25 protein-coding genes are annotated in these 26,794 nt (G+C 50.3%); 12 read left to right on the top strand and 13 right to left on the bottom strand.

Annotation, left to right across the window (positions count from 1 at the left end; all coding sequences use genetic code 11):
- Positions 1-43: 43 nt before the first annotated feature.
- Entirely contained in the window at positions 44-529 is a 486-nt protein-coding gene (locus tag NT073_RS13835) for a group II truncated hemoglobin (protein ID WP_297374363.1), read from the top strand.
- On the opposite strand, the gene NT073_RS13830 is transcribed toward NT073_RS13835, so the two are convergent.
- From NT073_RS13830 to NT073_RS13805, 6 genes are all read right to left on the bottom strand, one after another.
- The gene (locus tag NT073_RS13830) at positions 526-822 is read right to left on the bottom strand and encodes a hypothetical protein (RefSeq protein WP_297374361.1); all 297 of its coding nucleotides are present in this window, start codon (positions 820-822) and stop codon (positions 526-528) included. The two genes, NT073_RS13835 and NT073_RS13830, sit on opposite strands and share 4 nt — an antisense overlap.
- Positions 823-834: 12 nt before the next feature.
- Positions 835-1,632 carry an RsiV family protein gene (locus NT073_RS13825; RefSeq protein ID WP_297374359.1) on the bottom strand — a complete coding sequence of 266 codons (798 nt, stop codon included), beginning with the start codon at positions 1,630-1,632 and terminating at the stop codon, positions 835-837.
- A gap of 67 nt (positions 1,633-1,699) precedes the next feature.
- Positions 1,700-2,437: a response regulator gene (locus tag NT073_RS13820; protein WP_297374357.1), complete on the bottom strand. Its 738-nt coding sequence runs from the start codon at positions 2,435-2,437 to the stop codon at positions 1,700-1,702.
- A 77-nt stretch (positions 2,438-2,514) separates the two neighbouring features.
- A complete protein-coding gene (locus tag NT073_RS13815) occupies positions 2,515-3,603 on the bottom strand; it encodes a histidine kinase (RefSeq protein WP_297374354.1) in 1,089 nt (362 codons plus the stop codon).
- A gap of 44 nt (positions 3,604-3,647) precedes the next feature.
- Complete coding sequence (locus NT073_RS13810; RefSeq protein WP_297374351.1) at positions 3,648-3,773, bottom strand: hypothetical protein; 126 nt, start codon at positions 3,771-3,773, stop codon at positions 3,648-3,650.
- The gene (locus NT073_RS13805; protein ID WP_297374348.1) at positions 3,770-4,405 is read right to left on the bottom strand and encodes a histidine phosphatase family protein; all 636 of its coding nucleotides are present in this window, start codon (positions 4,403-4,405) and stop codon (positions 3,770-3,772) included. The genes NT073_RS13810 and NT073_RS13805 overlap by 4 nt, the downstream gene beginning before the upstream one ends.
- A 68-nt stretch (positions 4,406-4,473) precedes the next feature.
- On the opposite strand from NT073_RS13805, the gene NT073_RS13800 reads away from it, so the two are divergent.
- The 5 genes from NT073_RS13800 (at position 4,474) to NT073_RS13780 (ending at position 9,822) form a co-directional block, all read left to right on the top strand.
- Positions 4,474-4,890, top strand: coding sequence for a hotdog fold thioesterase (locus tag NT073_RS13800; RefSeq protein WP_012927452.1), 417 nt, complete (start codon positions 4,474-4,476; stop codon positions 4,888-4,890).
- 101 nt (positions 4,891-4,991) lie between these two features.
- Entirely contained in the window at positions 4,992-5,942 is a 951-nt protein-coding gene (locus NT073_RS13795; protein ID WP_297374342.1) for a hypothetical protein, read from the top strand.
- A 73-nt stretch (positions 5,943-6,015) separates the two neighbouring features.
- Positions 6,016-8,283: an NADP-dependent malic enzyme gene (locus tag NT073_RS13790; RefSeq protein WP_297374338.1), complete on the top strand. Its 2,268-nt coding sequence runs from the start codon at positions 6,016-6,018 to the stop codon at positions 8,281-8,283.
- Positions 8,284-8,496: 213 nt separating this feature from the next.
- Positions 8,497-9,474 carry a tryptophan--tRNA ligase gene (gene trpS, locus NT073_RS13785; RefSeq protein WP_297374335.1) on the top strand — a complete coding sequence of 326 codons (978 nt, stop codon included), beginning with the start codon at positions 8,497-8,499 and terminating at the stop codon, positions 9,472-9,474.
- Between the two features lie 114 nt (positions 9,475-9,588).
- The gene (locus NT073_RS13780) at positions 9,589-9,822 is read left to right on the top strand and encodes a helix-turn-helix transcriptional regulator (RefSeq protein ID WP_297374332.1); all 234 of its coding nucleotides are present in this window, start codon (positions 9,589-9,591) and stop codon (positions 9,820-9,822) included.
- An 82-nt stretch (positions 9,823-9,904) separates the two neighbouring features.
- Here NT073_RS13780 and NT073_RS13775 read toward each other — a convergent pair whose 3' ends face one another.
- Positions 9,905-10,948 (bottom strand): hypothetical protein, encoded by a 1,044-nt coding sequence (locus NT073_RS13775; protein WP_297374329.1) that lies wholly within the window; start codon positions 10,946-10,948, stop codon positions 9,905-9,907.
- Positions 10,949-11,146: 198 nt separating this feature from the next.
- Here NT073_RS13775 and NT073_RS13770 point away from each other — a divergent pair, with 198 nt between their 5' ends.
- The 3 genes from NT073_RS13770 to NT073_RS13760 all read left to right on the top strand — a co-directional run bounded on the left by NT073_RS13770 (position 11,147) and on the right by NT073_RS13760 (position 13,908).
- Positions 11,147-12,061 carry a sugar phosphate isomerase/epimerase gene (locus NT073_RS13770; RefSeq protein ID WP_297374326.1) on the top strand — a complete coding sequence of 305 codons (915 nt, stop codon included), beginning with the start codon at positions 11,147-11,149 and terminating at the stop codon, positions 12,059-12,061.
- Positions 12,062-12,064: 3 nt separating this feature from the next.
- Positions 12,065-12,640: a phosphatase PAP2 family protein gene (locus tag NT073_RS13765; protein ID WP_297374323.1), complete on the top strand. Its 576-nt coding sequence runs from the start codon at positions 12,065-12,067 to the stop codon at positions 12,638-12,640.
- A gap of 113 nt (positions 12,641-12,753) precedes the next feature.
- Positions 12,754-13,908 carry a glycosyltransferase gene (locus NT073_RS13760; protein ID WP_297374321.1) on the top strand — a complete coding sequence of 385 codons (1,155 nt, stop codon included), beginning with the start codon at positions 12,754-12,756 and terminating at the stop codon, positions 13,906-13,908.
- Positions 13,909-14,060: 152 nt separating this feature from the next.
- Here NT073_RS13760 and NT073_RS13755 read toward each other — a convergent pair whose 3' ends face one another.
- From NT073_RS13755 to NT073_RS13745, 3 genes are read right to left on the bottom strand one after another with little or no spacing between them, the layout of a single operon-like run.
- The gene (locus tag NT073_RS13755; RefSeq protein WP_297374318.1) at positions 14,061-14,648 is read right to left on the bottom strand and encodes an SAM-dependent methyltransferase; all 588 of its coding nucleotides are present in this window, start codon (positions 14,646-14,648) and stop codon (positions 14,061-14,063) included.
- Positions 14,611-15,405 (bottom strand): PIG-L deacetylase family protein, encoded by a 795-nt coding sequence (locus tag NT073_RS13750; protein WP_297374315.1) that lies wholly within the window; start codon positions 15,403-15,405, stop codon positions 14,611-14,613. The genes NT073_RS13755 and NT073_RS13750 overlap by 38 nt, the downstream gene beginning before the upstream one ends.
- Complete coding sequence (locus NT073_RS13745; RefSeq protein WP_297374312.1) at positions 15,389-16,513, bottom strand: acyl-CoA dehydrogenase family protein; 1,125 nt, start codon at positions 16,511-16,513, stop codon at positions 15,389-15,391. The genes NT073_RS13750 and NT073_RS13745 overlap by 17 nt, the downstream gene beginning before the upstream one ends.
- Positions 16,514-16,744: 231 nt before the next feature.
- Here NT073_RS13745 and NT073_RS13740 point away from each other — a divergent pair, with 231 nt between their 5' ends.
- Together NT073_RS13740 and NT073_RS13735 are read left to right on the top strand one after the other, a co-directional pair.
- Positions 16,745-17,686, top strand: a complete 942-nt coding sequence (locus tag NT073_RS13740; protein WP_012927466.1) for a ribose-phosphate pyrophosphokinase — start codon at positions 16,745-16,747, stop codon at positions 17,684-17,686.
- Between the two features lie 93 nt (positions 17,687-17,779).
- Entirely contained in the window at positions 17,780-18,346 is a 567-nt protein-coding gene (locus tag NT073_RS13735) for a 50S ribosomal protein L25/general stress protein Ctc (RefSeq protein ID WP_297374308.1), read from the top strand.
- Between the two features lie 131 nt (positions 18,347-18,477).
- On the opposite strand, the gene NT073_RS13730 is transcribed toward NT073_RS13735, so the two are convergent.
- The 3 genes from NT073_RS13730 to NT073_RS13720 all read right to left on the bottom strand — a co-directional run bounded on the left by NT073_RS13730 (position 18,478) and on the right by NT073_RS13720 (position 22,978).
- Positions 18,478-20,781 carry a heavy metal translocating P-type ATPase gene (locus NT073_RS13730; protein ID WP_297374305.1) on the bottom strand — a complete coding sequence of 768 codons (2,304 nt, stop codon included), beginning with the start codon at positions 20,779-20,781 and terminating at the stop codon, positions 18,478-18,480.
- 7 nt (positions 20,782-20,788) lie between these two features.
- Positions 20,789-20,995, bottom strand: a complete 207-nt coding sequence (locus tag NT073_RS13725) for a heavy metal transport/detoxification protein (RefSeq protein WP_297374302.1) — start codon at positions 20,993-20,995, stop codon at positions 20,789-20,791.
- Positions 20,996-21,118: 123 nt separating this feature from the next.
- Complete coding sequence (locus NT073_RS13720; RefSeq protein WP_297374299.1) at positions 21,119-22,978, bottom strand: sugar-binding domain-containing protein; 1,860 nt, start codon at positions 22,976-22,978, stop codon at positions 21,119-21,121.
- Positions 22,979-23,234: 256 nt separating this feature from the next.
- Here NT073_RS13720 and NT073_RS13715 point away from each other — a divergent pair, with 256 nt between their 5' ends.
- On the top strand, positions 23,235-26,333 hold the full coding sequence (locus NT073_RS13715) for a CusA/CzcA family heavy metal efflux RND transporter (RefSeq protein WP_297374296.1): 3,099 nt from the start codon (positions 23,235-23,237) through the stop codon (positions 26,331-26,333).
- Positions 26,334-26,794 lie beyond the last annotated feature (461 nt).

Genomic DNA, 26,794 nt, shown 5'->3' with positions numbered 1-26,794 from the left:
CGGCCTTTTTTTGTAATTTGTCAGAACACTTTCAACGCATCTTATGAATCCGCAAGCAGAAGCACCGGGTCCACCCACCCTATACGAATGGGCGGGTGGAATGGAAAAATTTGAGGCCTGGACCGATTTGTTTTATCAGCGGGTTCACAAAGACACGGTGCTGGAGCCAGTTTTTCATGGTATGTCGGCCGAACATGCCCGGCATGTGGCTCATTTTATTGCTGAAGTGTTTCGGGGTCCGGCTACCTATAGTCAGGAAGGGGGGAGTCACTATGACATGATTCACCACCATTTGGGAAAACACCTGACCGAAGCCCAGCGTCGGCGCTGGATTGACCTGATTCTGGATACCGCCGATGCGGTCGGCTTACCCGATGATCCTGAGTTTCGCTCAGCCGTGGTGGGTTATCTGGAGTGGGGTTCCCGTTTGGCGGTTATTAACTCAAAAGCAGACGTTGTGACCCAGCCACAGGATGCGCCCATGCCAACCTGGGGATGGGGCGAAACGGGCGGGCCTTATGTTCCTTAACGTTCGTTCAGAAATTGCCGTACTAACACATGCCACTCTTCCTCCAGGGACCCGTCGAAAAACGGCGCTTTTGCCCGTCGATACCAATAGTTAGCGTTAAAGCGATCTCCTTCTTTACGGTGTAAATAGGCGTGTAGCCGGTCGTACGGAAGTTCTCCTTCCCGACTTTGCGCAATGTTATGAGCCTCCTCCCACTGGTCTTTAGCATCGAACCAAAGGCCTTTCAAAATAGGATTAAGTCCACTGGGTGGGTTTGTTTGCGTAAGGGTAGCGGTAAATTGATCCAGTGTCATTTGAATGCATAATTAAAGCCAGTCTTCACGAAGTATTCCCTTAAGTTGCTCATAGGGAACTGTCACCTGAATGGGTCCAACGGCGTAGGCCGCAATTTCGTAGGGATTGTAATAGAATAGCATACCTGCGCTGCTCATACCAACATTAGCGGGGAGAAAAAAATGACCATCGCGTAAAAAGTAGCCTTGCTCTTCGAGGTTGTTTTGTGGAGATAACGCCTGCTGCTTTCGAAAAGCTTTTTCAACCAATGCTAACAAAGCCGTTGTGTCCGATACCATATCGGATAGCGTTAGCAGCCGACCCGTTTCGCGGTCGAAATTATACAAAGACATGTTTGTATTTGGGTGAGCACCACCCGTATACGCAAACGTTTCGAACTTGGCCGTCAATGCTTTTTCACCAACATGAAGCGTATCGGCAGCGGTTTTCACTTCCCAGCACCCGCCCAGGCTTCCCATATCTTTTCGAACGGTTTCATAGTCAGCAGCAAAGAGGGCGGCTGCTTTGGCCAGGTCTGTCCGGGCTTGTGGGTTATTGGCAATCGTTGTACTATCGAGCCAGCCTGTTATACTGCTTACGGCCAGTTGACGCAGACTATCATTGATTTTTCGGCCACCATCCGACTCATCTTTCAGAAGAATATACGAAACGGCTACATCGACGCCACTATTTTTGGTCGTATCACATCGGTTTGCTCCGGCATAGGTAAAGTGCTGTTTTCCGAGTAAAGGCAGCTCCGAAGTTCGGGAATGGCAAGCGGAGAGTAGTGTAATTGAGCCGCCGAGAAACAGGGCCAGAAAGTACTTCATGAGAACGTTGTAGTAGAATCACACGTAAGTTCCTGAGCATTAATTCAGGCAACCTACGTGCCATAGACTACAAACTTAGCAAATCTTTAAATCGAATAGCCTGACGGCGGCTAATTTCAATTTTATCCCCACCTCTCAGGGTTACCAGCAAGCCGCCACTAAACCAAGGTTCAATTTTTTCAATCCATTGAAGATTGATAATGTGTTTACGATTAGCTCGGAAAAACGTGGCCGGGTTCAACCGATCCTCGAGCGCATTCAACGACTTGAGAACGAGCGGCTTTTGGTCGTCGAAATACAACCGGACATAATTACCCATCGACTCAAACAGCCGAACTTTACCAAGTTTAACGAACCAGCATTTTTCGCCATCCTTCACAAAGACCTGGTCGTTTTCGCCCAATATTTTTGTCGAAATACCGCTTGAACCAGCACCGGAAGCTTCCGGAATGTGCTGCTCCTCTTCAACCCGATGAATAGCTTCTGAGAGCCGGGCCAGTTCAACGGGCTTCAGCAGGTAGTCGAGCGCATTATACTCAAACGCTTTGATGGCATATTCATCGAAGGCCGTCGTAAAAATAACTTCGGGGGTTTTGCCTTCAATAGACTGCAATAGTTCGAACCCATTCTTACCGGGCATCTGAATATCCAGAAACAGCAATTCGGGTTCCAGCTCCTCGATCATGGGCAGTGCTTCATCCGCATTGGCGGCTTCACCGATAATCTGAACTTTAGGGAAATTTTCGAGCAACCGGCGTAGTTCGTTACGAGCCAGGCGTTCGTCGTCAATTATAAGCGTCTTCATTTATTTTTTTGCTTTTTGGAGTCAGGAACAATAACAGATTGGGAAGGTAAGAACCGTACAGGCGTATGGATATGCGTTCAATTCAAGCTCTTTGTAGCAACCTCTTTCCTGCGAAATATACTTTCAGACTGGGCCGGAATGGTTATTTCGGCACACACAATGGATCCGTTTTCGGCAGATTCTTCTTCCTGGAAAATCTGGAACCGGGCCTCGGGGCCATAGAGTAACTCTAAACGCTGGGCTGTATTGGCCAACCCGAATCCGCCAGAAGCACTCTTATCTCCCAGCACACCCGTATTGCGAATGATGATGTGAAGTTTATCGGCAACCAGATTTGAGCGCACCTCAATAAATCCACCCCGGATGGCCGTTGATACGCCGTGTTTGATAGCATTTTCAACCAGCGTTTGCAGCATCATAGGCGGCACCTGCCAGAACAGCGTCCGACCATCGAGTTCAATGTGCGATGTCAGCCGGTCCTCATAACGTACTTTTTCGAGGGCCAGGTAATCCTCAACGGTTTTGATTTCTTCGCGCAGCTCAACGGTTTTCCGCCGATCGGCCAGGAGCGAGTTACGAAGCAGGTTCGAAAGCTGGGTGATGCTCTGCTGGGCTTTGGCCGGATTTTCGAACACCAGAGCCCGGATACTGTTCAAGGCGTTGAACACGAAATGAGGATTCAGTTGCGACCGCAATACCTTTGCTTCCGTTTCGCGGATACTGGTTTTCAACAGAATCTTTTCAATTTCGGCATTGCGGTTTTCTTCTACGTAATGATAGGCGGTGTAGCTTAATACCCAGGCCAGCATTGTTTTTCCCCAGGTCATGATATATCCAAAAAGCGGCCAGGGCTCATCCATCAGATGCTGTGGTACAATCAAACGGTCCATGGGCAGATTTACCATAGTCATGATTAGGGCCAGTACAAAAACTGACAATAGAACGCGTGGTGCCAGGCGAAAGAAAGGCAACCGTACCCAGTTCCACCGCTGAATCATCAGCCGGTAAAGGTGCGTCAGCGTAATGCCCAGAAAGATATTGGCAACGGCTAAGTAAAGCGTATCCGGATCGAAGCCATCTTCCAGCAAGTAGGCAATATACTCTACCAAGATGAGGAGTGACCACCCAAATAACTGACAAAACCAATATATTTTTTGTTTAGACATACCTGTTTCCTCTGGCACTGCCGGTCAAAAAGCGAATATACTCATTAAGGGTCCAGATGGTCGGTACATACTACACCAATGGAGAAAAAGGAGGAAGGTCGGGCCATCTGGCGGAGAAACGAAAAAGCGGGACTTTCGTCACCGCTCTTTTCCGAATTGTATTTAATCATGCCAGCGCCAGGGACAGCAAATGGGCCGTATCGTTGGCCAGTTCGATGGTAAACGTGGCTTTTTTGTAATCGTACTGGAGTTTATACAGACACAGGTTGCTATGCTCAAACTGGTCCATCGTCGACAGCGGCTGGTTGGTAAGCCAGCAGAGCAGAATGCGCATAGCCCGACCGTGCATGGCCACCAAAACCGTCGACTCGTCGGGATGAGAAAGGATGGTCTCCATAGCCACTTTCTGCCGGGTCGCCACCTGTTCCGGACTTTCTCCGCCTTCGGTGGTCTGGTTGGTTTTGCCCGACTCCCAGGCTTCGATTAGATTCCGGTAATATTCATTATCCAGATTTCCGGGGGCTTTCCCTTCCATAACACCCCAGCTAATCTCGTTGAGGCCGGTCAGTTTTTCGTACGGCAACCCCAGTTCAATAAACGGTTCGGCGGTTTGAAAAGTCCGCTTTAAGCCAGAGATGTAAATCTTGTTGAAGGGTACATGCTGATAGGCCTGGAAAAAAGCCTGCGCCTGCGCCCGTCCCATCTCGTTGAGATCTGAATCTACACCACTTCCCTGTACGACCCCCCGCCGGTTGTAGTCGGTTTCGCCGTGGCGAATCAGATAAATTGTTTTTTGTATCAAGCCCGTTTCCTTGCCTATTGGCAAATTTTACCAATTTTGAGTGCAAAATTACACAAAACGCGCTCTTTATGAAAGCTGGCTTCGATCTTAGTACACTTGATTTTATTCATTCCGACTCTATCGGTACGCACTTGGGTATCGAGTTTACCGAAGCAGGCGAAGGGTATCTAATAGCCCGTATGCCCGTCGACAAGCGTACCCATCAGCCGTTTGGTATTTTACACGGTGGAGCCTCCGTCGTGCTGGCCGAAACGCTGGGCAGCGTGGCGTCTTATCTGATGCTGGACGACCCCACCAAACAACGGGCAGTAGGTCTGGAAATCAATGCCAACCACATTCGTTCGGTGCGCGATGGCTGGGTCTATGGCCGCTGTACACCCATTCACGTAGGCCGTACAACACACGTTTGGGACATCCGCATTACGGACGAACAAAACAAACTCGTGTGCGTTAGCCGATTAACCATTGCCGTCATTGGGAGTTAATAGAATAACTCCAGCGTTCGTTTATGGTAGCTCAACGGGAAGAAACGTTTCGAATAAGCAGGCGTACTATAAATTGGGTACTGTTTGGCCTTGTTATGATTATGACAGCAACAGTTGTTTTGCCCGTTTTTATTGCCGTAGCCGGGCAACTCTACCCCGATCTTAGTTTCGCTCCTTTTTATGGTGCAGCCTGTGCTTTTTTATGGATACCTTATTTAACCGAATGCTGGCGTCTGACCACAACAATAACCCTCACCGACCAGGGTTTCAGTGTTCGTAAACTGGCTCAAAGACCCCGTCAATTTCGCTGCAGTGGTATTATAGCGTACAATGAACGGAGAGAAGTTGGCCGGGGAGGCTCGTTTCTGGTGTTGACGGTTTACCTGAGAAATGATTTTTTCATCGTCAAGTCGAACGCGTTCCCTGATTATGAGCGCATAAAGGCCTACTTCAGTCAAGTTAGCGAGTCGATCCCGTATCAGAAAGTGGTAACCCGACCGGAACGAAATCGACTTCGCTGGCTGTTATCCGGTCTGGCCTTGTTCATTGTGGCCAATATCGTTTTTGGCTATCTGGCCCATAACCATGTTGACCACACTAAGGCGAGGCTGACTGCCGTAACTGATGTAGTTGACCGAGTTACAGAAAACCGGCCTAAAGGAAACTTCAAGGGTGTTTACTTTCGGTTACGCCGATGGCCGGAACTAAACTTTTACGCCAGCAGGAGAGCTTACACCCTATCCCTGCAACCGCTTAAACAAGTAGTTCGTATCAATCAGCCGATCACGCTGTTGATTCCAGATAGCGAATTTCGTAAAAAGATTGCCTACACCGAGCCACTGACCATCGGCGACAAGTACATCAACTACAGCCTGGTTTCGGTATATGGCATTTACCAGGAGCATGCCGTCCGTATTCAGGCGGCAGGGCCCGCTCTTGAACCAACCCGGACAAACCCTTTATTTCGCACCATTCTGCTGGTTTTTTTGCTGCTGGTTTGTTGGGCTGGTTGGGTTTATGTGGACCAGCACAAGGTTATCCGAACAGATTGATACGCTACCCGGCCTACTTTTTCCGTACCTTCGCGCTCCAGTAAGCGAGACAATAATCCTCGCCATCAACAATATGAATCAGAAAATCCGGCGCGAAGATGCCCTCGACTACCACGCCAAAGGGCGTCCGGGAAAACTTGAAGTCGTGCCCACCAAAGAATACAACACGCAGCGCGACCTTTCACTTGCTTATTCGCCCGGTGTTGCCGAGCCATGCCTGGCCATTGAAGCCAACCCGGATGATGCCTTCAAATACACTGCCAAGGGAAATCTAGTGGCCGTCATCAGCAACGGAACGGCCGTTCTTGGGCTGGGCAATATAGGCCCGGACGCCAGCAAACCCGTTATGGAAGGAAAAGGGCTGCTGTTCAAAATCTATTCGGACATCGACGTTTTTGACCTTGAGCTGAACACAACCAACATCGACGAGTTTGTCCGGACGGTCAAGATTCTGGAACCCACCTTTGGCGGAGTCAATCTGGAAGACATCAAAGCGCCGGAGTGTTTCGAAATTGAAGAACGGCTCAAACGGGAGATGAACATCCCCGTCATGCATGACGACCAACACGGTACGGCTATTGTGAGCGGGGCGGCTTTGCTCAACGCACTCGAATTAGTACACAAACCCATCGAAACCGCCAGATTCGTCATTTTAGGCGCTGGAGCAGCCGCTATATCGTGCGCCCGCCAATACATTGCCCTGGGAGCCAAACACGAAAATATGGTGATGTTCGATGTGAACGGCCCACTACGCACCGACCGCACCGACCTGAGCGAACTCATGCAACCGTTTGCCACCAGCCGCGACATCAAAACGCTGGAGGATGCTTTTGCCGGAGCCGATGTGTTTGTGGGTTTATCAAAGGGAAATATCGTTAGTCAGGATATGATTCGCCTGATGGCCAAAGATGCCGTTGTGTTTGCCATGGCCAATCCGAATCCAGAAATCAGTTATGACGACGCAATGGCCGCCCGACCCGACATTATCATGGCTACGGGCCGCTCCGATTACCCGAATCAAGTGAATAACGTTCTCGGTTTCCCGTACATTTTCCGGGGAGCGCTCGACGTTCGGGCTACGGAAATTAACGAAGCGATGAAGCTGGCCGCTACCTACGCGCTGTCTGAATTAGCCAAAAAGCCCGTACCAGACCTGGTCAATCTGGCTTATGGTGAATCGAACATGGTATTCGGCCGGACATATATCCTGCCCAAACCCGTCGACCCCCGTCTGCTCTCTACCGTAGCACCGGCGGTGGCGAAAGCCGCCATGGAATCGGGAGTAGCGCGGTCGCCCATTACGGATTGGGAGGCTTACGAACACCAGCTCGCCCGCCGATTGGGACAGGATAACCAGATTTCGCGGGTGATTCTGACGAAAGCCAAAGCGAATCCCAAACGGGTAGTTTTTGCCGATGCCGAAAACCTGAAAGTGCTGAAAGCCGCTCAGCAGGTACGGGATGAAGGCATTGCGCACCCAATTCTATTGGGCGAACGGGCCAAAATTGAACGCATCATTCAGGAAAACAGCCTCGATCTGGGCCACATTCCGATCCTCGATCCCCGTGCGCCTGAGCAGGCGGGGCTGATCGAGAAATTTGCGAACGTATATTTCGATAAGCGGAAACGCAAGGGGGTTAACCCGACCGAATCGCGGAAAATGATGTACTACCGCAATTATTTCGGAGCCATGATGGTCGAAACCGGCGAGGCCGACGCGTTAATTTCGGGGCTAACGGGTTCGTATCCCGAAACCATCCGGCCAGCACTTCAGATCATTGGTATCGAGCCGGGCGTTAAACGCGTAGCGGGGATGTACATTCTGCTCACCAAGCGCGGGCCGCTGTTTTTCTCCGATACCACCGTAAACTTTAATCCTACAGCAGAGGAAATCGTTGAAATTACCGAACTGACCGCTCAAACCGTGGAGCGGTTCAATATAAAACCCCGCATTGCGCTGGTCACTTACTCGAACTTTGGCAGTGCCAAAGGGGAAGATGCCGAGAAAATGAATCGCGCCACCGAGATTCTGCAACGCAAACACCCCGACCTGGTGGTGGATGGGGAAATTCAGGCCCACTTAGCATTCAATACCGAACTGCTCCAGCAAAACCACCCATTCAGTAAACTTGTCGGCGAAGGGGCGAACACGCTGATTTTCCCAAACCTGTCGGCGGCAAACATCGCCTACAACTTAATGAGTGAAGCCGCTGGTTTCGATGCTATCGGGCCAATTCTGCTCGGTATCCGCAAGCCGGTTTATGTGTTGCAGCTGGGTTCGTCAGAACGCGAAATTGTCAATATGGTCGCCATTGCGGTGGTGGAAGCACAAGGGAAGTAAAATGTTAGTATTAGGGGTTAGGAGCGAGGAGTGAGGAGGGCTGGCGCGGCATTTGCCCGTGCCTGTTCATGTTGCAAGCCGGTCCGGCGCTCCGGTTCGCTTGCGTCAGTAAATACTGACTTGATAAAAAGGCACGGGCGAATACCCGCGCCAGCCGACACGCGTCAGCCCTCCTCACTCCTCTCTCCTAACTCCTCACTCCTATAAAAAACCATGTCACGAATTTTAACGGGTATTCAAAGCAGCGGTCGACCGCATTTAGGCAACATTCTGGGGGCAATTAAACCCGCCATCGACTTATCGAAACAGCCCGACAATGAGTCCTTTTTATTCATTGCGGACCTTCACTCCCTCACAACCATCAAAGACGGCCCCACCCGTCGGGAGTTTACCCGGGCCGTTGCAGCTACTTGGCTGGCGTTTGGGCTGGATACCGCCAAGAACACCTTCTGGCGGCAGTCGCGGGTGGCCGAGCACACGGAACTGGCATGGCACCTGAGTTGCTTCACCCCGATTCCGATGCTGAATAACGCTACATCGTTTAAGGAAAAATCGGACCGGTCCAGTGGTCCGGTCAACACGGGTCTATTCGTTTATCCGGTATTGCAGGCCGCCGATATCCTGCTCTACGATGCCGAAATAATACCCGTTGGGAAAGACCAGCGGCAACACATTGAAATGACCCGCGATATTGCCAGCGCCTTTAACAGGCAATATGACGAAGACGTGTTTGTACTGCCCGAAGCCAGGATTGACGATCGGCTTATGACAATTCCGGGTATCGACGGGGCTAAAATGAGTAAGTCGTATAATAACTACATTGACATTTTTCTGCCGGAAAACGAGCTGTGGAAAGTGATCAAGAAAATAAAGTCGGACTCAACACCACTCGAAGACCCTAAAGACCCTACTACCGATATTACCTTTCAGTTGTATTCGTTGCTGGCGTCGGACGAAAAGGTTGCCGAAATGCGAAGCCTTTACGAAGGAGGAAATTACGGGTATGGAATGGCTAAAAAAGCATTTTACGAACTCATTCTGAAGCAGTTTGCCGAAGAGCGTGAGCGGTTCACCTATTACATGACCAACAACGATGCGCTGGAAGCTGAGCTTCAGGCGGGCGAGGCCAAAGCCCGGCTTGTGGCTGGTCAAACAATAGCCCGGGTACGCGAAAAACTGGGTTTTAACTAGCTGGTTAATAGAAAACTACCGTTAACACAGATGATTTAGGAAAAAGCGTAGGCGCTGTTTATTTTCACCGTTATCTACCGAAGTGAACACTCCAACTCTCCATATCCTGAAATCATGACTAACCAACGCCCTGCTTATAACCTGAACCCGGTTCAACTGAACCCGCGCGAACGTCATTTTTTACAACTGGCCTGCTCCGAATTAACGTACGTTCAAATTGCTGACCAAATGTGCGTCAGTCCCCGTACGGTAGATGGGTATCGTGAAACGCTTTTCGAACGATTCAGTGTAAAAAGCAGGGTTGGACTGGCGCTCTGGGCTGTACGAACCGGACTGGTAACCCCCTGATATCGACTATTTTAAAAATAGATTTACCAAAAAAGAGGTGCATGACGGACACCTCTTTTTTTCAGTACTTTATCTGAACCGATTACTTCGTCGAATTGGCATTACCGGTCGGGCGACGGGCCGTATTGCGGATATTGACCAGCTTGAGCAACAGATCGAACCAGAAGGGAGCCCCAAACGAAAGGGCAGCAACCGTTAGCACCCAGCCTAACAACGCGACGAGATGATCCTGCCCCGGTAACCAGGGGCCTTGTTTACCGGTAAGTACCCAGCCTACCGGCAACTTAAGATCGGCTACCCGACTTTTCACAAAATCGACATAGACCGCCTGCACCACAAGGCTATCAGCACTCGTCAGCGATGGTTTAATCTGAATCTTCCTGCTGTCGAGCGAGTCTTTCTTAACGAGACTGGAGTCATACCGGGCAAGATGGCTTACAAAAGCAGCATCTTTTTTGAAGGATGCCCCTCCATCCGACGTCGTTTTCACGGCGGCCTCTACTAACCGATCCCGCAGACCGTTGTCGTTGAAAAGCTGATTGGTGAGGTGAATGGTGTCGACATTCAGCACTAGGGTTACGGCGATAGAAACACCCCATACCACCCCCTGTGCGTAGCGCTTAAACCAGCCCGATACTTGCTCCATATATCCGTTATACCATTTTTCCAGCTCCGATTTGAACATCTGAAAGTTGTTGGATTTGGCCAGTATGGGTTCGATTAAGTCAATGACAGTCTTAAATTTTTCGGCATCAGGTTGGCTGCTGAATTGTTTTATCCTGTCAAATGTCGCTTCTGTAGGCTTTAGTCCTGACGGCACTGGCCCGGCCGAGCGAGTTAATAAGTCAATCAGCACCGTTGAAAACGACTCGGCCGAGAGGTAGTTGATGGGCTTAAGGAAACCGGCAAACCGCTGTTGCTTTATTTTTGTAAGCTGATGGTCAAAAAAATCGTTTGCCAGGGCTTGCCCCAGTAATTTATCCAGCGCGATGCGGAGCAGCTTCGCCCGTTGCTCAATCAGACTGTTGATCAATTCAACAATCCCCGAAACAAAAATACTGAAAACGAAAAAGATGAAAATGAGCCCAATGGCAACATCGAGCAGTGTAGAGATGTTAATGTGCATGGCAGCTAACTTGTTTAGTGTGGTAATTCAAAGATATAATCTCTGGACAATTGTTTAAAAATCAACCCATTAAGCGGTAGAAAAACCAGTACACGCCGTGTTATTTAGCGCCTTCCTATAGCCTGTACACGACAATCGCTTAACTTAGCCCGCCATTTCCCGATGAACCGGTTAGTACCTTAAACCATACAGTATTCCATGCTTAACCTTGGCTTTGTTTCGGCTATTCTGGCCGATTATGATCTCAACAGCGTATTAAAATTTGCTTCGGAACATCAGTTTAAATGCGTTGAACTAATGTGCTGGCCATCCGGCAATGCCGATGCACGTCGGTATGCCGGGGTAACGCATATCGACGTCGACAACCTCGATGTCGACCAGATTCATGCGCTGACCCGCCAGTATCAGGTGTCGATTTCAGGACTGGGTTATTATCCTAACCCGCTCGACCCAAACCCGGAACAGGCCGAGTTTTACCGGGAACATATCAAAAAAATCATTCGGGCGGCTGCCCGGCTTGGAGTACCGGTGGTCAATACGTTCATCGGCCGGAATCCATCGCTGAGTATTACCGATAACCTTAAACTATACGCCGAGTACTGGCCCGCTATTGTGAAAGAAGCGGAAGCCTGTAACGTCAAAATCGGCATCGAAAACTGCCCGATGTGGTTTACGGACGATGAGTGGCCGGGCGGCAAAAACCTCGCGACGACGCCAGCCATCTGGGACCGGATGTTCGAGATTATCCCCTCGCGGGCGCTGGGCCTTAACTACGACCCAAGCCACCTGATCTGGCAGATGATGGACGAAGTAAAACCCATTTACGACTATCGCGACCGCCTGCACCATATCCATCTGAAAGACGTAAAACTGTACCGCGACAAATTGAACCGGGTGGGCATTATGGCCAATCCCCTGGAATACCACTCGCCCAAACTGCCCGGCTTGGGCGACGTTCGCTGGCGTGACTTTTTTGCTGCCCTGACCGACGTTCGTTACCGGGGGCCGGTTTGTATCGAGGTGGAAGATAAGGCGTACGAAGGTCATCCGGAAGATGTGAAAACTGCCATCCTGACCGCCCGAAATTACCTACGTCAGTTTCTGGTACTGTAATTCATGATTGAGACACTTAATCAACTGGACATCCGGTTCTTTCTCTGGCTGAATGGCCGTTATCTGCCCTGGCTCGATCCAATCATGATCTGGGTTACGGAGCGAAACAGCTGGATTCCGTTTTATGCGCTACTGATCGGCTGGCTGATTTATCAGTATCGCAGGCAGGCGGTTGGATTCATTTTAACCATTATCGTGTCAGTTGCCCTGGCCGATCAGGTGGCGTCTTCGATAATTAAGCCCCTAACCCATCGGTTGCGGCCCTGCCATGAGCTATCTCTTCAAAAACTCATTCATCCGGTGCTTGAGTGTGGCGGGCAGTACGGTTTCTGCTCGTCGCACGCATCAACCACGTTTGCGCTGGCAACCAGCCTTTGGCTGATGTTAGGAAAAGCACATACCTGGCTTCGGTGGGGATTTTTATGGGCTGCCGTCGTTTCTTACAGCCGGATTTACGTAGCCGCTCACTACCCGCTCGATGTTCTGGCTGGCACCGGCGTTGGCGTACTGGCAGCCGCCATCAGTGTAACAGGTCTTAGAAAATGGCAGGATCGGTTCGGAAGCCGTAAAATAGCTTGATCTCTTTTCGAGAATAACTTCCTGTGCGGTCCCTAACAATCCGGCGAACATATGGTTGAAAACTACGACGTGTCCGAAAAAAATATTCGCATACGGACCCCACGAGTAGTTCTATGCAAACGTATCCAACGGAGATTAACGGCACGACTGGCAACCAGTTCTTATTCAGTAAGACATCGCCCTCATCAACGCTGCAAGTAAGTGTCATTGTACCGGTACGGAATGAAGCGCACCATTTAGCCGACACACTCGATGCGCTGCGCAAACAGTACGGTGCCAATAACATGCCGCTTGATCCGGCTTGCTACGAAGTGCTCTTACTGGCCAACAATTGTACCGACAGTTCACACGAGATCGCCATCCGGTATCAGGATCAGTACCCTGAATTTTCTCTTCACATCGCTCAGGTCCATTTACAACCGGCCAAAGCAAATATTGGTACAGTAAGGCGATTGCTTATGGATGAAGCCTACCGGCGGTTAACCAGCAGCGGCCAGCCAAACGGTATTATCGCATCAACCGATGGCGACACGATTGTCGACGGTCAGTGGGTGCATAGTATTATGGTTGAAATTGCGAATGGCAATGATGCCGTTGGCGGGCGTATTCTTACCCACCCCGATCGGAGTCAGGTACGGCTGTACCATCTGCGCGACGTTATGTACCGTACCTTAGTGGCCAAGGCCGAAGCCCAGTTCGATCCTAGTTTACACGACCCCTGGCCCCGGCATTTCCAGCATTTCGGAGCCAGCATTGCGGTTACTTGCCGGATGTATGATCGGGTGGGCCGACTGCCGGAAAAACCTTTTCTGGAAGACGAAGCCTTTTATCGGGCGTTGATTCGGATGGATGCCAAAGTTCGGAAAAGCCCCCTCGTTAAAGTATACACCTCCACCCGAACGCAGGGCCGAGTGGCCGTTGGTTTTTCGGAGCAGCTACGGTACTGGTCGACCATGACAGAAAGCAACCAATGTCAGTTAGCCCAGCCCGCCGAGGCAGTCATCACCCAGCTTCGTAACCGCCAGCAGCTACGGCTATGCTGGCAACAGCGAACGCAATCGATTCAACTCCCTTTACTACAACGAATTGCCAACGAATTACTGATCGACTTCGACTGGCTGGCCGCGGAAATCAGGCAGAACAGCTTCTTTGGGTCCCTATGGGAAAAAGTTGAAGAGAAGATGCTAATGGGGGCTTGGGCAACCCATTGGCAACCCGTTTTAATAACAAAAGCTATTCAGGATCTGCGCGCTTATCTGGCCTCCTGACACCGTAGTAATTAAGTCTACTAAAGGGTAAGCGACTTAGGTTATGTACCTACGGGCTTCAGCCCGTAATTCGGACTACTGCTACAAACGGGCTGAAGCCCGTAGATACAACTTAATCACTCAATTCAGGTAAGACTTGGTTTAATTCGACCTCAAATCTTTTGGAACAAATCGAGTCGATACGTTTCCTCACGCTGGCCTAGCAGGTGCTTTAGTGGTTTATCAGGACCCGACATTTCCATAAACGTTTCGTGAACCTGATCACCCGTCAGCGGATAATCATGAACAACCGGCGTCCAGTGAACCAATAACAAGTGGCCGTCCTTCGTCAACTGGTCGATCATTTTCCGGCGAGCCCGTTGCAGATCTTGCACTGCCAGATAATACCCTACTTCCGAAAGCAGGATTAAATCAAATTGTCCTTCTGGAAACTCATTCGGTATGCTCATTTGCCGGACGGTCACATGCGTGTAAGGTTCCAGTCGGGCACGGGCTGTTTTTAAAGGGAGTTCACTGGCGTCGACCGCTAACAGAGCATCACACCGGCTTGCCAGCAGTTGACTGAGTACGCCTATCGAGCACCCTATTTCAAAGGCATTTGTATAATGTTCACGGGGCAATGCCGCCAGCGTGGCCTCGTATTTCGCCCGTTCGTATGGGCTGGTTTCAAAAGACCAGGGGTCATTACTGGCTCGGTAGACATCATCGAAATACCTGGTATTCAGGCTGGACACTGGCATAGTGCAGTTGGCGTTTAGGTTCTTCCAGAAATAATTCTCTTGGCTCTTTAAAATGCTCCAGCAACTCGGGAGACAGATAAAAAGCAGTTGGGTCATCATTAATCATCCGACTTACCTGCGAGCGATGAGCCGAAATAGCCTGATTCCGCAGGTCCATTACCGATTCGATTGGAACACGCCAAGCCAGCATTTCATTTTTTTCCGGCATATCCTGCTCCGTACCCAGTTCCCACAACCAGATGAGGTACTCGAGCACGCGAGGCTTGCGCTCAAGTTTGTCAACAGCGGCCGCCAGTTGATACCAGGTCGCCCGGTGGTCACGGTGAGGGTCACGTCGCCAGGGAACGAGCACTGTTGTTGGCTGGTAAATCAGCAACAGGTCATGAATACAGTCGACCGCATTACTGAAACAAAGACTATCGGGCATGGCCACCTGCGTATCTTTTTGTCGCATGAAAATGACGTTTTCACGCGGCACCCCCAAAATAGCCAGGGCTTCCAGTGCTTCCTGTTCGCGCACTTGCCGGAGCCGATCGGCCGGGTAGCTCATTGATTTGGGATGCGACATGGTACCGTCACTGATAAACAACACATGTACGGCGTATCCCCGTTGGCATAATTGGGCAATCGTTCCCCCGCAACCCAGTGATTCGTCATCCGGATGGGGGGCCATTACCAATGTATTGCCAAAGGTATTGAGTTCTGCCGTACGGGCTAATTCGTCCAGAATATGTGCTTTATCAATCCCAGAGTTCATGTGCATTTGCGTGATTATCAAGAACAAATCGACCAATATCAATCAGGGTGGCATCGGGTGCGGGTTGCCGGAGGTAAAACGTCAGGTCGCGGTGAATTCGCTCGAAGGGCAGCGGGCGCATCAGCCCACGGGCACCTACCGAGCGTTCGGCAAGAGGCATCATCCGCAGACAGATTTCTTCAATACTCGTCCGGGTCATGTTTGCGTAGGCAACTAGTTTATCAGCGTTGGTTCCACTGGCCTGCCATTCATCGGTTTTCATACCGGCGGTGTTGAGCCATTGATTCCCCGATTCAATCAGGCAGGCCATTTCGGCCAGACGCATCCGTTGAAACGCATCATCTGTACGGCCCATCGATGCCAGAAACGAACGTGTTGCATCAAACAAAGCCTCTGCCCCACCCAGTTGAACGGCTGCAAACCGGATCGCTCCCCCGCTAAAATACGGTTGCCGATAATAGTCATCGGGCTTCCCCAGCAGATCCTCCTCATCGAGTTCAACCCCGGTAAAGTCCAGCTTATAACTAATGGAAGCCCGCATCCCCAATGGCTGCCAGAATCGGTCATCCTGCGGAATTTCCGGTACACTCTCCGTCGGAATTATGCACATCTGCCAGCCTTCGTTCGGCGCGCCTACCAACTGTCCCGTTACGAGTGGACGCTGGATGCGCCCTGCCCCGGAGCAAAAGGTTTTAGACCCTTCCAATCGGTAACGGCCATTGCCGATAAAGTGAATTTTCACCCCGTCGTTAGCCTGCGTATTCCAGACGCTGAACAAGCGGTTATATTGATTTGCATCGGCAAACCATGTTTTTTTTTGCGTTGATGTACCGTAATGCTGAACCAGACTCAAGGCATTGATATGCCCTTCATACACCCGTCCAACCGACAGATTAGCCGCACCAATTCGCTTCAATAACTGCAATAGGCCGCTCGTTCTGGGTAGTTGCTGGTCGAGTTGATGTCCGGGCAGCGTTACAGCCAGCAAACCGGCGTTTGCAAGCCACTGGAACGCTTTTTCCGGAAATTTTTTTTCGTCGTCGGTTTGGTCGGCAGCCGCATAAATCCGGGCCAGCAACTCCGTTAACTGATTTGAATCAATGTTCACCGACGGTTTTGGTATAGAATCTATTACCAGGGTAGTAGTGGAAACTTCCATACTTGTTTAAGTCATTGTTCGCTTAATTGTTTGGACTTTAAAAGCCTATTTATGGTTCTTCTTAGCGACTGGTCAACTCTTGTTGACTCTGCCAGCGTACCCATTCTTAAAGAAACTTAAAAACAAACCGAAATTCGGCCCATTTTTTCCGTACCTTTGCGGGAAATTTGTCTGGCACTTATGGCTTCGTTTAACCCCGTCAAGATTTTTTCTGGTAGTCAATCCACATATCTGGCAGAAAAAATTGCGCATTATTACGGCAAAGACTTAGGCGGTTATACCTGTCGGCGGTTCAGTGATGGCGAAATGTCACCCAGTTTTGAAGAATCCGTTCGGGGCTGCGATGTATTTCTCATTCAGTCGACACCTCCTCCCGGCGATAATCTGCTGGAACTAATGCTGATGGTTGATGCCGCCCGGCGTGCGTCGGCTCACTACGTAACGGTGGTGATTCCTTATTTCGGATACGCCCGGCAGGATCGTAAAGACAAGCCCAGGGTATCTATTGCGGCCAAGCTGGTTGCCAATATGCTGGCTGCATCGGGTGTCGATCGGTTGATGACCATTGACCTCCATGCCGGACAGATTCAGGGCTTTTTCGACTTCCCGGTCGACCATCTGGAGGGTACCTCGGTATTCGTACCTTACATCAGGAGCCTGAATCTGGAAAACCTGGTTGTAGCATCGCCGGACGTGGGTGGCGCCAACCGCGCCCGTACATTCGCCAAACATTTCAACGCCGATATTGTCCTGTGCGACAAACACCGCAAACGGGCCAATGAAATTGCCTCCATGCAGGTAATTGGCGATGTGGAAGGGGCTAACGTAGTACTGGTGGATGACCTGATTGACACAGGTGGCACCATGGCGAAAGCCGCCCAGATTATTCTGGACAAAGGAGCTTTATCGGTACGCGCGGTGTGTACGCACCCCATCATGTCGGGCAAAGCCCACGAAAATATTGCTAATTCGGTGTTGGAGGAATTAGTAGTTGCGGACACGCTGCCCTTGAAGCAGACCAACGAAAAAATCAGAGTGCTGTCGGTGGCCGAATTATTTGCCAAAGCCATCGGACGCATTCGCGACCATGAATCTATTAGTTCACTGTTTATAAAATATTGAACGATAGAATTAGTGAATGATAGAATAGACAAAAAACACCTCCTATATCATTCAATGATTTTATCATTCTATCAGTCAAAATCAAATTTTATCATGAAAAAAATCGAGATTGTAGGGTATCAACGAGCGAATCTCGGCCGCACGGAATCACAGGCGATTCGGGCCGAGGGCAATGTTCCATGCGTGTTATATGGTGGAGAAGAGCAAGTGCATTTTTATGCGCCGGCTATTCTGTTCCGTGATTTGATTTATACGCCCAATATTTTTGAAGTAGCCCTGAACATCGAGGGTGCTGAATACCGGGCTATTCTTCAGGAAACACAATTCCACCCAGTAAGTGACGTGCTGCTGCACGCCGACTTCCTGTTGGTAACGGATAAAAAACCAATCAAAATTGCTGTTCCAGTTCGGTTAGTAGGTACAGCTCCAGGGGTACAAAAAGGTGGTAAACTGGTAACCCGCGTTCGTAAACTGCGCGTGAAAGGTACCGTTGAAAACATCCCTGATTTTATTGATGTAGACGTAACTGGTCTTGACCTGGGCAAATCTGTCCGTGTTGGTCAAATCCCGGTGACAAACATCGAGATGCTTGAAGAGGCATCTAACCCGGTAGCCAGCATCGAAATCCCACGTGCACTGCGTGGTACGGTTGGTAAATAATACCGCGAATACACTAATAGATCATAAAAACGCCCGACTAGAAAACTGGTCGGGCGTTTTTGTTTGTATTCTGATGTACCTACTCCACCCCTAACCTCTCCCCTTTTTTAAGGGGCGGAGAATTAGCACTGCTATAACCGGATGCCTCGAAGGCGCAGGCTATTACTAACTACAGATACTGAGCTTAGCGCCATGGCCGCCCCGGCAATCATCGGGTTCAGCAGAAAGCCAAAGGCCGGATACAGCACCCCGGCAGCGATGGGGATACCGATCAAATTATAAATAAACGCCCAGAACAGGTTTTGCCGAACGACCCGAACAGTTTGCTTCGACAGTTGAAGCGCCTTAGGCACACTGGTCAGGTCTGACGTGATCAGCGTTATTCGGGCGACATCCATAGCAATGTCGGACCCTTTACCCATAGCAATACTTACGTTAGCCTGGGCTAATGCCTGTGAATCGTTGATCCCATCGCCGACCATCGCCACAATTTTTCCGGCCGCCTGCAATTCCCGCACGAAATCCGCTTTATCGGTGGGCATTACCTCGGCTTTAAAGTGGCTGATGCCTACCTGTTTTGCCACGGCGGCTGCGGTCTGCGCATTATCGCCGGTCAGCATATAGACAGCAATACCCTGGCTCACCAGCCGGTCAACGGCCTGCTTCGAACTTGCTTTGACCGGATCGGTAATGGCGAGAATAGCCAGCACCTCTCCTCCTGGAGTTTCCGGCATCCGGCGGGCGAAAAACACGACCGTTTTCGCCTGATTTTGCAGTTCCAACGCCTGACGGGCTAGCTCAGCGGATAAATAAATCTGATTTTCGCCTAATAAAGTCTGATTACCAACAAGATATACGCCGTTATTGTATCGGGCACTTACTCCACGCCCCGTAACACTGGTAAACGTTTCCAATTGTACGGGCCCCGACTTCGTCAGATGGGCAACGACCGCTTCGGCCAGTGGGTGCTCAGACTGTTTTTCGAGTTCGTAAAGCACGGCTTCCAGTTGCGGCTGTTCGTCGGTTTTAACAGACCAGAGCAAGTCAGTTACCACGGGTTTTCCTTCGGTAATCGTTCCGGTTTTGTCGAGAACGATTGCATTAACGGTATGCCCAATCTCCAGGCTTTCGGCATCCTTGATCAGGATGTTATTCTCGGCTCCTTTACCAACCCCCACCATAATGGCCGTTGGAGTAGCCAGTCCCAGCGCACAGGGGCAGGCAATGACCAGAACCGTTACCGAAGTTAGCAGGGCGGTTGTTAAGGAATCTTGTTCTGGCATGAGATAGCGACCAAAAACTGCCCAGACAATGAATGTCAACACGGCAATGCCAAGCACAACCGGCACAAACACACCGGCTATCCGGTCGACGGTGCGCTGCACGGGGGCCTTACTGCCCTGTGCGTCCTGAACCAGCCGGACAATCTGGGCTAATAACGTATCGGCCCCCACTTTCTCGGCATACAACTGAAAGCTCCCTTTCTGGTTTATTGTCCCGGCGAAGACCGGAGCCCCAGCCAGCTTTTCAACCGGTACCGGCTCCCCACTAATCATGCTTTCATCGACATACGATTGCCCCGACGCTACCCGGCCGTCAACCGGGATTTTTTCGCCCGGCCGAACGAGCAGCCGATTTCCAACCTGTACGGAAGCGATCGGAATCTCCTGTTCGCTATCGCCCACAACCAGATGAACCGTTTTAGGCTGTAAACCCATCAGCTTCTTGATGGCCGAAGAGGTATTTGACTTTGCGCCTTCTTCGAGCAGTTTCCCCAGCATGATGAAGGTGATAACAACCGATGCGGCCTCGAAATAAACATGCGGATGAACACCGCGGCTATGCCAGAAATCCGGATTAATGGTTGTAAAGGCACTAAACAGAAATGCAATACCGGTACTTAATGCCACCAGGGTATCCATGTTGGCGCTGCCATGCCGGGCCTGTTTCCAGGCATTACCAAAAAACGACCGGCCCAACCCGAATACCACGGGAGCCGAGAGCGCCATCATAATGTAATTGCCATAGGGGATTCGGTCCATAAAGAACATACCGATGACGACTACAGGCAACGACAGAATCACGGCCCAGATCGTTCGCTGTTTCAAGCGTTGTACCCGCTGCTGTTGTGCCTCCTCCTGAACCTGACGGGCATCGACCCCCGTCTCCTCTGTTTCAATAACGATGTCGTACCCCATTTCCTGAACGGCAGTCTGCAATTCGCTGGGTGTAACGACACTCGGATTGAACTGAACCCAGGCCGTTTGCGTGGCATAATTCACCCCGGCGGCACTCACGCCGGGCGTGTGCTTTAGGATCGATTCGACACTAACGGCACAGGCCGCACAGGACATTTCCAGCACTGGGTATGTTTTCCGTATTTCACCGGCCAAAACCCCGGAATCGGGTTTTCGGTCTGTATCGGCGATGGTCATGGCTTTTTTAGTTAAGTGGCTCGGCTTTGTAGCCAGCCTTTTCAATAGCCTGACGTACTGTATCGGCCGTTGCAGTAGAAACGGTCAGCACCTTTTTAGGGTCTTTTACATCCACCTCCCAGTTTCCCTCCCCAACGGCTTCGTTAAGGAATGGCGTTACTGTGGCAATGCAATTACCGCACTTTATGTTGGTTTTGAATTTCAGGGGCTCCATAGTTTTTATGTCTTTAGTAGGATAACACAAAGGTCAGCCCGATGCATCCATTTTATCGTATATAATTACAGGTAGCCTGTATAGAATTAAGGAAGGCAACGGGCGACTCTGCTCACGAACGACCTACAGCGGTGTATTGGGCATGTTTTCGTAGCCGCCAGTAGCCAGCAATCCGGCCGGTACGCTGAGTTCGCCGGTTTGTGGGTCGATCAACCCATTGCGTTCGTCTTCAATGTTAGTGGCCTGCGTGTAGACATCCCCCGCAATGGAACGTTTCCGCATCTCCTGCTTGAACAGGCGGATACGTTCGGTGCGATCTTCGGCGTCCTGCGGCCCGCCATAGTTAGCAAAGCCGAAGCCTCCCCATTCGCTCACGATCAGGGGAACCTGACGCCGGTAGAAGAACGGGTCGCCCACCACCAGCGGAAACGCAGCGACTGTTTCCAGATCACCGGCAACCAGCCGGTCGAGGAGAGATTGCCAATGGCCCAGGTCGGGTGTGTACAAGTGAGCCGTGAGCAAATCGGACTTAAGCCGTCCTTCGAACGAAATATGCTGCCAGCCGTCGTTGTCAACAACCAGAAACTGCGGGTAGGCCAGTTGCATGAAATGATACATATTCATAATGTACTCACGGGTTTCGGGATTAGTTGCAATATCCTGAGCACCCCAGTCTTCATTATACAAGCTCCAGATCACTACCGAAGGGTGCGTCCCGATGAGAGCCAACATCCGCATCAACTCGGCCCGGTGATTCTGGCGGCTGCGGGTCGTTGAGCTGTGTGGGCTGGGCACTTCCACCCACAGTAACAAGCCCAGTTTATCGGCCAGGTTGTAAATCCGGGGGTCGATACCGGCAATGTGAACCCGAACCAGATTGCAGCCCAATTCTTTCATGGCCTGCATATGCCGCTTCATTTCTTCGTAGGTTGCGGTGCCGGGTTGATACAGAATCCCATCAAGATAGATGGGTTTGTTGTTCAGATACACGTACCGACCCCGGGCTTCTATTTTACGAAGACCAAACTGGGTCTCGATCTGGGCAGTGTGCTCTTCAGAATCAATTAACTGAGCCACGAGCCGGTAACGAACTGGTGTTTCCGTCGACCAGAGTTCCGTACCCAAAACTTCCATCGACACCCGCTGCTGTTTCTGCCCGGCTTCGAGCCGCAACGGAAAATCGGACGTCGCCAGAGGGGGCGCTGACTCGGGGGCCTTCCGCTCAAAAACCTGAAGCCGTAGAATATAATTGCCCGGATCATGGATACGAATTGTGAACGTAAACCGAACCAGGTGGTCCTCAATGGTGCTGACCACCCCTACCCTAGACCGCAATCGGTTTCGTTCAACAGTTTCCAGCCACACAGAACGCACCGCGCCCGTATACGTCTGATACCAGATGCCTCCTCGTTTGTAGACGTGAGATTCCTGCTTTCCGCGTGGGGTTTCGGCATCCATAGTATCCGCGATACGTACCGTAAGGCGGTTTGTAGGCCGGAGGTATTCATCGGCCAGTTCATAAGAAAAGGATGTATACTCGCCATAATGCACCTCGTCTCCTTCGATGGTGCTTAGTGGGTGTCCGTTGAGCCACACCCGCGTTTCGTACCCGCAAGCACCAAACGTTAACTGAATGATGGAGCGTGAAAGCGGCTCGCTACGTTCCGGAAGAGAAAACTCGCGCTCGTACCAGGCAATCACTTTATCGTGCCAGATTACTGGATCGTTCTGCCCTTTGGCACGCGCCATGTGCGCTTCTATCGAGCCCGGCCACTGAGCCACCCCATCATAGTCGTGGCCCAGGTACCATCTGTCGCGTAGGCCGGTGTCTTTAGGATCGAGGGCAAACTGCCACTCTCCATCGAGCAACCAGTGGGTGTTGGGCCGTAAAACGGCTCGGGGTAAGGGATTTATTGGGTCTTCAATAAGTGATGTTTCTTCTTTACTGGAGGCAAGGCCAAAGTTTGATTGAATGTCAGACATACGTGTTGAGTCAATTAAGCGATGTAGAAAACGTAATTACCTAGTAAACGTAGCAAACGCCTGACTGGCACAAAAATTTAGTCTTTATCCACTTCTAAAAGCCTCACAGGGCCGGTAAGCCCCGGTCTAGTACACCCCGCTGCACAACTACTACTAGAGATAGATACTATTTAACTCACTTTTAACAGCAGGTTAAGCTTAATTTAAGTTCGGCCCGGCACATTTGTACGTAACCAAGTCGCACACCGAAGCCGGTATGAACAAATTCATCAAAAGCATACTTTCCTTCTCACTGAAGAATAAGTTTTTTATTTTCTTTTTGACAGCACTGTCCGTTGTTGCCGGTGTTATCAGCTATCAGAATACGCCAATAGAAGCCTTTCCGGATGTAACGAATACTCAGATTACCCTTATCACCCAATGGCCCGGACGGTCGGCGGAAGAGGTCGAAAAGTTCGTTACCATACCGATTGAAATTGGACTAAACTCAGTACAGAAACGGACAGACATACGCTCTACCTCCCTGTTTGGCCTGTCGGTTGTTAAAATCCTGTTCGACGACGGGGCCGACGATGCCTTTGCCCGCCAGCAGGTAAACAACCTGCTCAGTGGCATCGAACTGCCCGAAGGCATTCGGCCTGATGTACAGCCACCGTATGGCCCAACGGGGGAGATTTTCCGGTACACCCTTCAATCGTCTACCCGAACCGCCCGTGAACTGAAAACGATTCAGGACTGGGTCATTGACCGTCAGCTTAAAAGTGTGCCGGGCGTAGCCGATGTGGTTAGCTTCGGCGGTGAGGTAAAGACCTACGAAATTTCGGTCGATCCACGCCGGTTAATGGATTATAACATCACACCCCTCCAACTCTATCAGGCCGTGGCGAATGCCAATGTAAACGTGGGGGGCGACGTCATCGAAAAAAATTCGGAAGCCTATGTGGTACGGGGCATTGGCCTGTTGAAAAACCAGCAGGATATCCAGAACATCATTGTAAAGAATATTAAGGGAACGCCCATTACGGTTCAAAATGTGGCGCAGGTCTCGGAGTCGGCCCTGCCCCGGCTCGGACAAGCGGGGCGCGACAAGAAAGATGATGAGGTAGAGTGTATCATTATTATGCGCAAGGGCGAAAACCCAAGTGAAGTAATTGAGCGGGTAAAGGCTAAAATCAATGAGTTAAATAATAGTATTCTGCCCAACGATGTGCAGATCAACACGTTCTACAACCGCGAAACGCTTATTAACTTCGCTACCCACACGGTAACGCATAACTTAATTGAAGGCATCATCTTCGTAACGGTCATCGTATTTCTTTTCATGGCTGACTGGCGCACTACGGTCACCGTGTCTATCGTGATTCCCCTGGCCCTGTTGTTTGCTTTCATCTGCTTACGGCTAAAGGGCATGTCGGCCAATTTGCTGTCGATGGGTGCTATTGATTTCGGCATCATCGTCGACGGTGCAGTAGTGATGGTAGAGGGCATTTTCGTTACGCTCGACGAACTGGCCCATCAGCAGGGCATGGCTAAGTTCAACCGCCTGGCCAAGTTGGGCATTCTGCGCCGAACCGGAACGGAAATGGGCAAGGCTATTTTCTTCTCCAAAGCCATTATTATCACCTGCCTGATCCCGATTTTTTCCTTTCAGAAAGTAGAAGGAAAAATGTTCTCCCCACTGGCCTGGACACTTGGTTTTGCACTGCTGGGCGCGCTTATTTTCACCCTGACACTGGTTCCCGTTCTGGCCAGTATTCTGCTAAAAAAGAACGTTCGCGAGAAACACAACCCGTTTGTCAACTTCGTCACCAACTACTCGACCCGGCTCTTTGGTTTTACGTTTGCGCATAAGAGAACAAGCATACTGTTCACGGGTCTTCTTGTGCTGGTTGGCTTGTCGGGTTTCACCCTGCTTGGCACGGAGTTTTTACCTGAATTAAATGAAGGCTCCATTTATGTGAGGGCCACCATGCCGATGAGCATTTCGCTGCCCGAATCAGTGAAACAAAGTGTGCAGATGCGCCATATTTTCGAGCAGTTTCCGGAAGTAAAAGGTGTTATATCGCAAACGGGCCGACCAAACGACGGTACCGATCCAACTGGTTTTTACAACATCGAGTTTCTGGTCGATATTTATCCGCAGGACGATTGGAAAAGCGGATTGACTAAGGAAGAACTAGTCGAGAAAATGCAGGAGAAACTCAGCGTTTTTCCGGGTGTAAATTTTGGGTTTTCGCAGCCCATTATGGATAACGTAGAGGAAGCTGTTTCGGGCGTGAAAGGCTCCATCGCCGTCAAGATCTATGGCCCCGATCAAAGCATACTGGAAGCCAAAGCGGGCGAAGTCCGAAATCAGCTGGCCACCGTTAAGGGCATAGAAGACCTGGGGGTAATTCGCACAACGGGCCAGCCCGAGATGCGGATCGAACTGGACGAACATAAACTGGCGTTGTACGGCATTAATAAAGCGGATGCCGAAGCGGTCATCGAAATGGCCATTGGTGGTAAAGCAGCTACGCAGATTTACGAAGGTGAGCGAAAATTCGACCTGCGTATCCGGTACGACCGACCTTTCCGGTCCAGCGAGCAGCAAATTAGCCAGTTGATGGTTCCAACTGAAAACGGCAGTATGATTCCCATCAAGGAGATCGCCAATGTCTATACCCAAACCGGCCCCGTATTGATTTTTCGGGAAGGGGGCCAGCGCTACGGGGCTGTGAAGTTCTCGGTTCGGGGCCGCGACATGGGTAGCGCGGTGGCCGAGGCCCAACAAAAAGTACAGGCCAATGTAAAGCTACCCGCGGGCTACACCGCTAAATGGGCGGGTGATTTTGAAAACCAGCAGCGAGCCACTGCCCGACTGGCTCAGGTTGTTCCCATTAGTTTGCTGGCTATCTTCTTTATTTTATTTATTCTTTTCGGCAACGTAAAAGACGCTGGGCTGGTGTTATTCAATGTTCCTTTTGCCATTATTGGCGGCATCGCTGCCTTGCTGCTTACGCATGTCAACTTTAGCATTTCGGCAGGCATTGGTTTTATTGCCCTCTTTGGCATTTGTATTCAGAATGGCGTCATTCTAATATCTGTTTTCAAGAAGAATTTACGAAATGGGCTTCCCCTGAACGACGCAATCCGAGAGGGTGTTGTTTCCCGTATACGTCCGGTCGTCATGACCGCCATGATGGCTGGAATTGGTCTGATTCCAGCGGCCATTTCCCACGGAATTGGCTCTGAAACAGCAAAACCGCTGGCTATTGTTGTTATTGGTGGCCTTATTACAGCAACTCTATTAACCCTGTTTATATTTCCCCTTATTTTCTATGCTTTTTATCGGCAGAAATTTAGGGATATTTAAATTACAGCTCATTTTTTTTACAAGGCAAATAATTTTAACCTTGTTTTCACGTTTATTTAACAGGATATTGCAAAATTTGCATAGACTTACAAGGATAGAAAAAGAAATAGTTTTTTATCCTGTAAAAAGAAATTGCTTACTTTAGCATAACAATCCTTTACAAAGGGAAGGTTGAACATCAAGATTTAATGGCCGCTCGGTCATTAATCTTGAAATGGTGTGGATAGAAGCGGAAAGCCGCCCCGAATTTCGGAGCGGCTTTTTTGTATTTGGTGCGCTCATCGCCCAGTTTAATTTAACTCTCTTTTAATTCTGTTTTCAACTCCTTTTAAGACCAGCCAGCGAGTTTTGGGGGCTCATGGGAGCAAAGCATTCGCCGGCGTTAATATGGCTATTTTTGCCAGGCTGTGTCTCATTAACTAAATAATTTATTCTGCCGTTTTTAAATCAGCCAATAGCTA

It is taken from the genome of Spirosoma sp. (assembly GCF_026391055.1).
Classification (GTDB): Bacteria; Bacteroidota; Bacteroidia; order Cytophagales; family Spirosomataceae; genus Spirosoma.
This window is presented reverse-complemented; position numbering and strand designations above follow the sequence as displayed.

Coding starts and splice junctions, on each gene's coding strand:
- NT073_RS13835 (WP_297374363.1), top strand. CDS start 44: ATGAATCCGCAAGCAGAAGCACCGGGTCCACCCACCCTATACGAATGG.
- NT073_RS13830 (WP_297374361.1), bottom strand. CDS start 822: ATGACACTGGATCAATTTACCGCTACCCTTACGCAAACAAACCCACCC.
- NT073_RS13825 (WP_297374359.1), bottom strand. CDS start 1,632: ATGAAGTACTTTCTGGCCCTGTTTCTCGGCGGCTCAATTACACTACTC.
- NT073_RS13820 (WP_297374357.1), bottom strand. CDS start 2,437: ATGAAGACGCTTATAATTGACGACGAACGCCTGGCTCGTAACGAACTA.
- NT073_RS13815 (WP_297374354.1), bottom strand. CDS start 3,603: ATGTCTAAACAAAAAATATATTGGTTTTGTCAGTTATTTGGGTGGTCA.
- NT073_RS13810 (WP_297374351.1), bottom strand. CDS start 3,773: ATGATTAAATACAATTCGGAAAAGAGCGGTGACGAAAGTCCCGCTTTT.
- NT073_RS13800 (WP_012927452.1), top strand. CDS start 4,474: ATGAAAGCTGGCTTCGATCTTAGTACACTTGATTTTATTCATTCCGAC.
- NT073_RS13795 (WP_297374342.1), top strand. CDS start 4,992: ATGACAGCAACAGTTGTTTTGCCCGTTTTTATTGCCGTAGCCGGGCAA.
- NT073_RS13790 (WP_297374338.1), top strand. CDS start 6,016: ATGAATCAGAAAATCCGGCGCGAAGATGCCCTCGACTACCACGCCAAA.
- trpS (WP_297374335.1), top strand. CDS start 8,497: ATGTCACGAATTTTAACGGGTATTCAAAGCAGCGGTCGACCGCATTTA.
- NT073_RS13780 (WP_297374332.1), top strand. CDS start 9,589: ATGACTAACCAACGCCCTGCTTATAACCTGAACCCGGTTCAACTGAAC.
- NT073_RS13775 (WP_297374329.1), bottom strand. CDS start 10,948: ATGCACATTAACATCTCTACACTGCTCGATGTTGCCATTGGGCTCATT.
- NT073_RS13770 (WP_297374326.1), top strand. CDS start 11,147: ATGCTTAACCTTGGCTTTGTTTCGGCTATTCTGGCCGATTATGATCTC.
- NT073_RS13765 (WP_297374323.1), top strand. CDS start 12,065: ATGATTGAGACACTTAATCAACTGGACATCCGGTTCTTTCTCTGGCTG.
- NT073_RS13760 (WP_297374321.1), top strand. CDS start 12,754: ATGCAAACGTATCCAACGGAGATTAACGGCACGACTGGCAACCAGTTC.
- NT073_RS13755 (WP_297374318.1), bottom strand. CDS start 14,648: ATGCCAGTGTCCAGCCTGAATACCAGGTATTTCGATGATGTCTACCGA.
- NT073_RS13750 (WP_297374315.1), bottom strand. CDS start 15,405: ATGAACTCTGGGATTGATAAAGCACATATTCTGGACGAATTAGCCCGT.
- NT073_RS13740 (WP_012927466.1), top strand. CDS start 16,745: ATGGCTTCGTTTAACCCCGTCAAGATTTTTTCTGGTAGTCAATCCACA.
- NT073_RS13735 (WP_297374308.1), top strand. CDS start 17,780: ATGAAAAAAATCGAGATTGTAGGGTATCAACGAGCGAATCTCGGCCGC.
- NT073_RS13730 (WP_297374305.1), bottom strand. CDS start 20,781: ATGACCATCGCCGATACAGACCGAAAACCCGATTCCGGGGTTTTGGCC.
- NT073_RS13725 (WP_297374302.1), bottom strand. CDS start 20,995: ATGGAGCCCCTGAAATTCAAAACCAACATAAAGTGCGGTAATTGCATT.
- NT073_RS13720 (WP_297374299.1), bottom strand. CDS start 22,978: ATGTCTGACATTCAATCAAACTTTGGCCTTGCCTCCAGTAAAGAAGAA.
- NT073_RS13715 (WP_297374296.1), top strand. CDS start 23,235: ATGAACAAATTCATCAAAAGCATACTTTCCTTCTCACTGAAGAATAAG.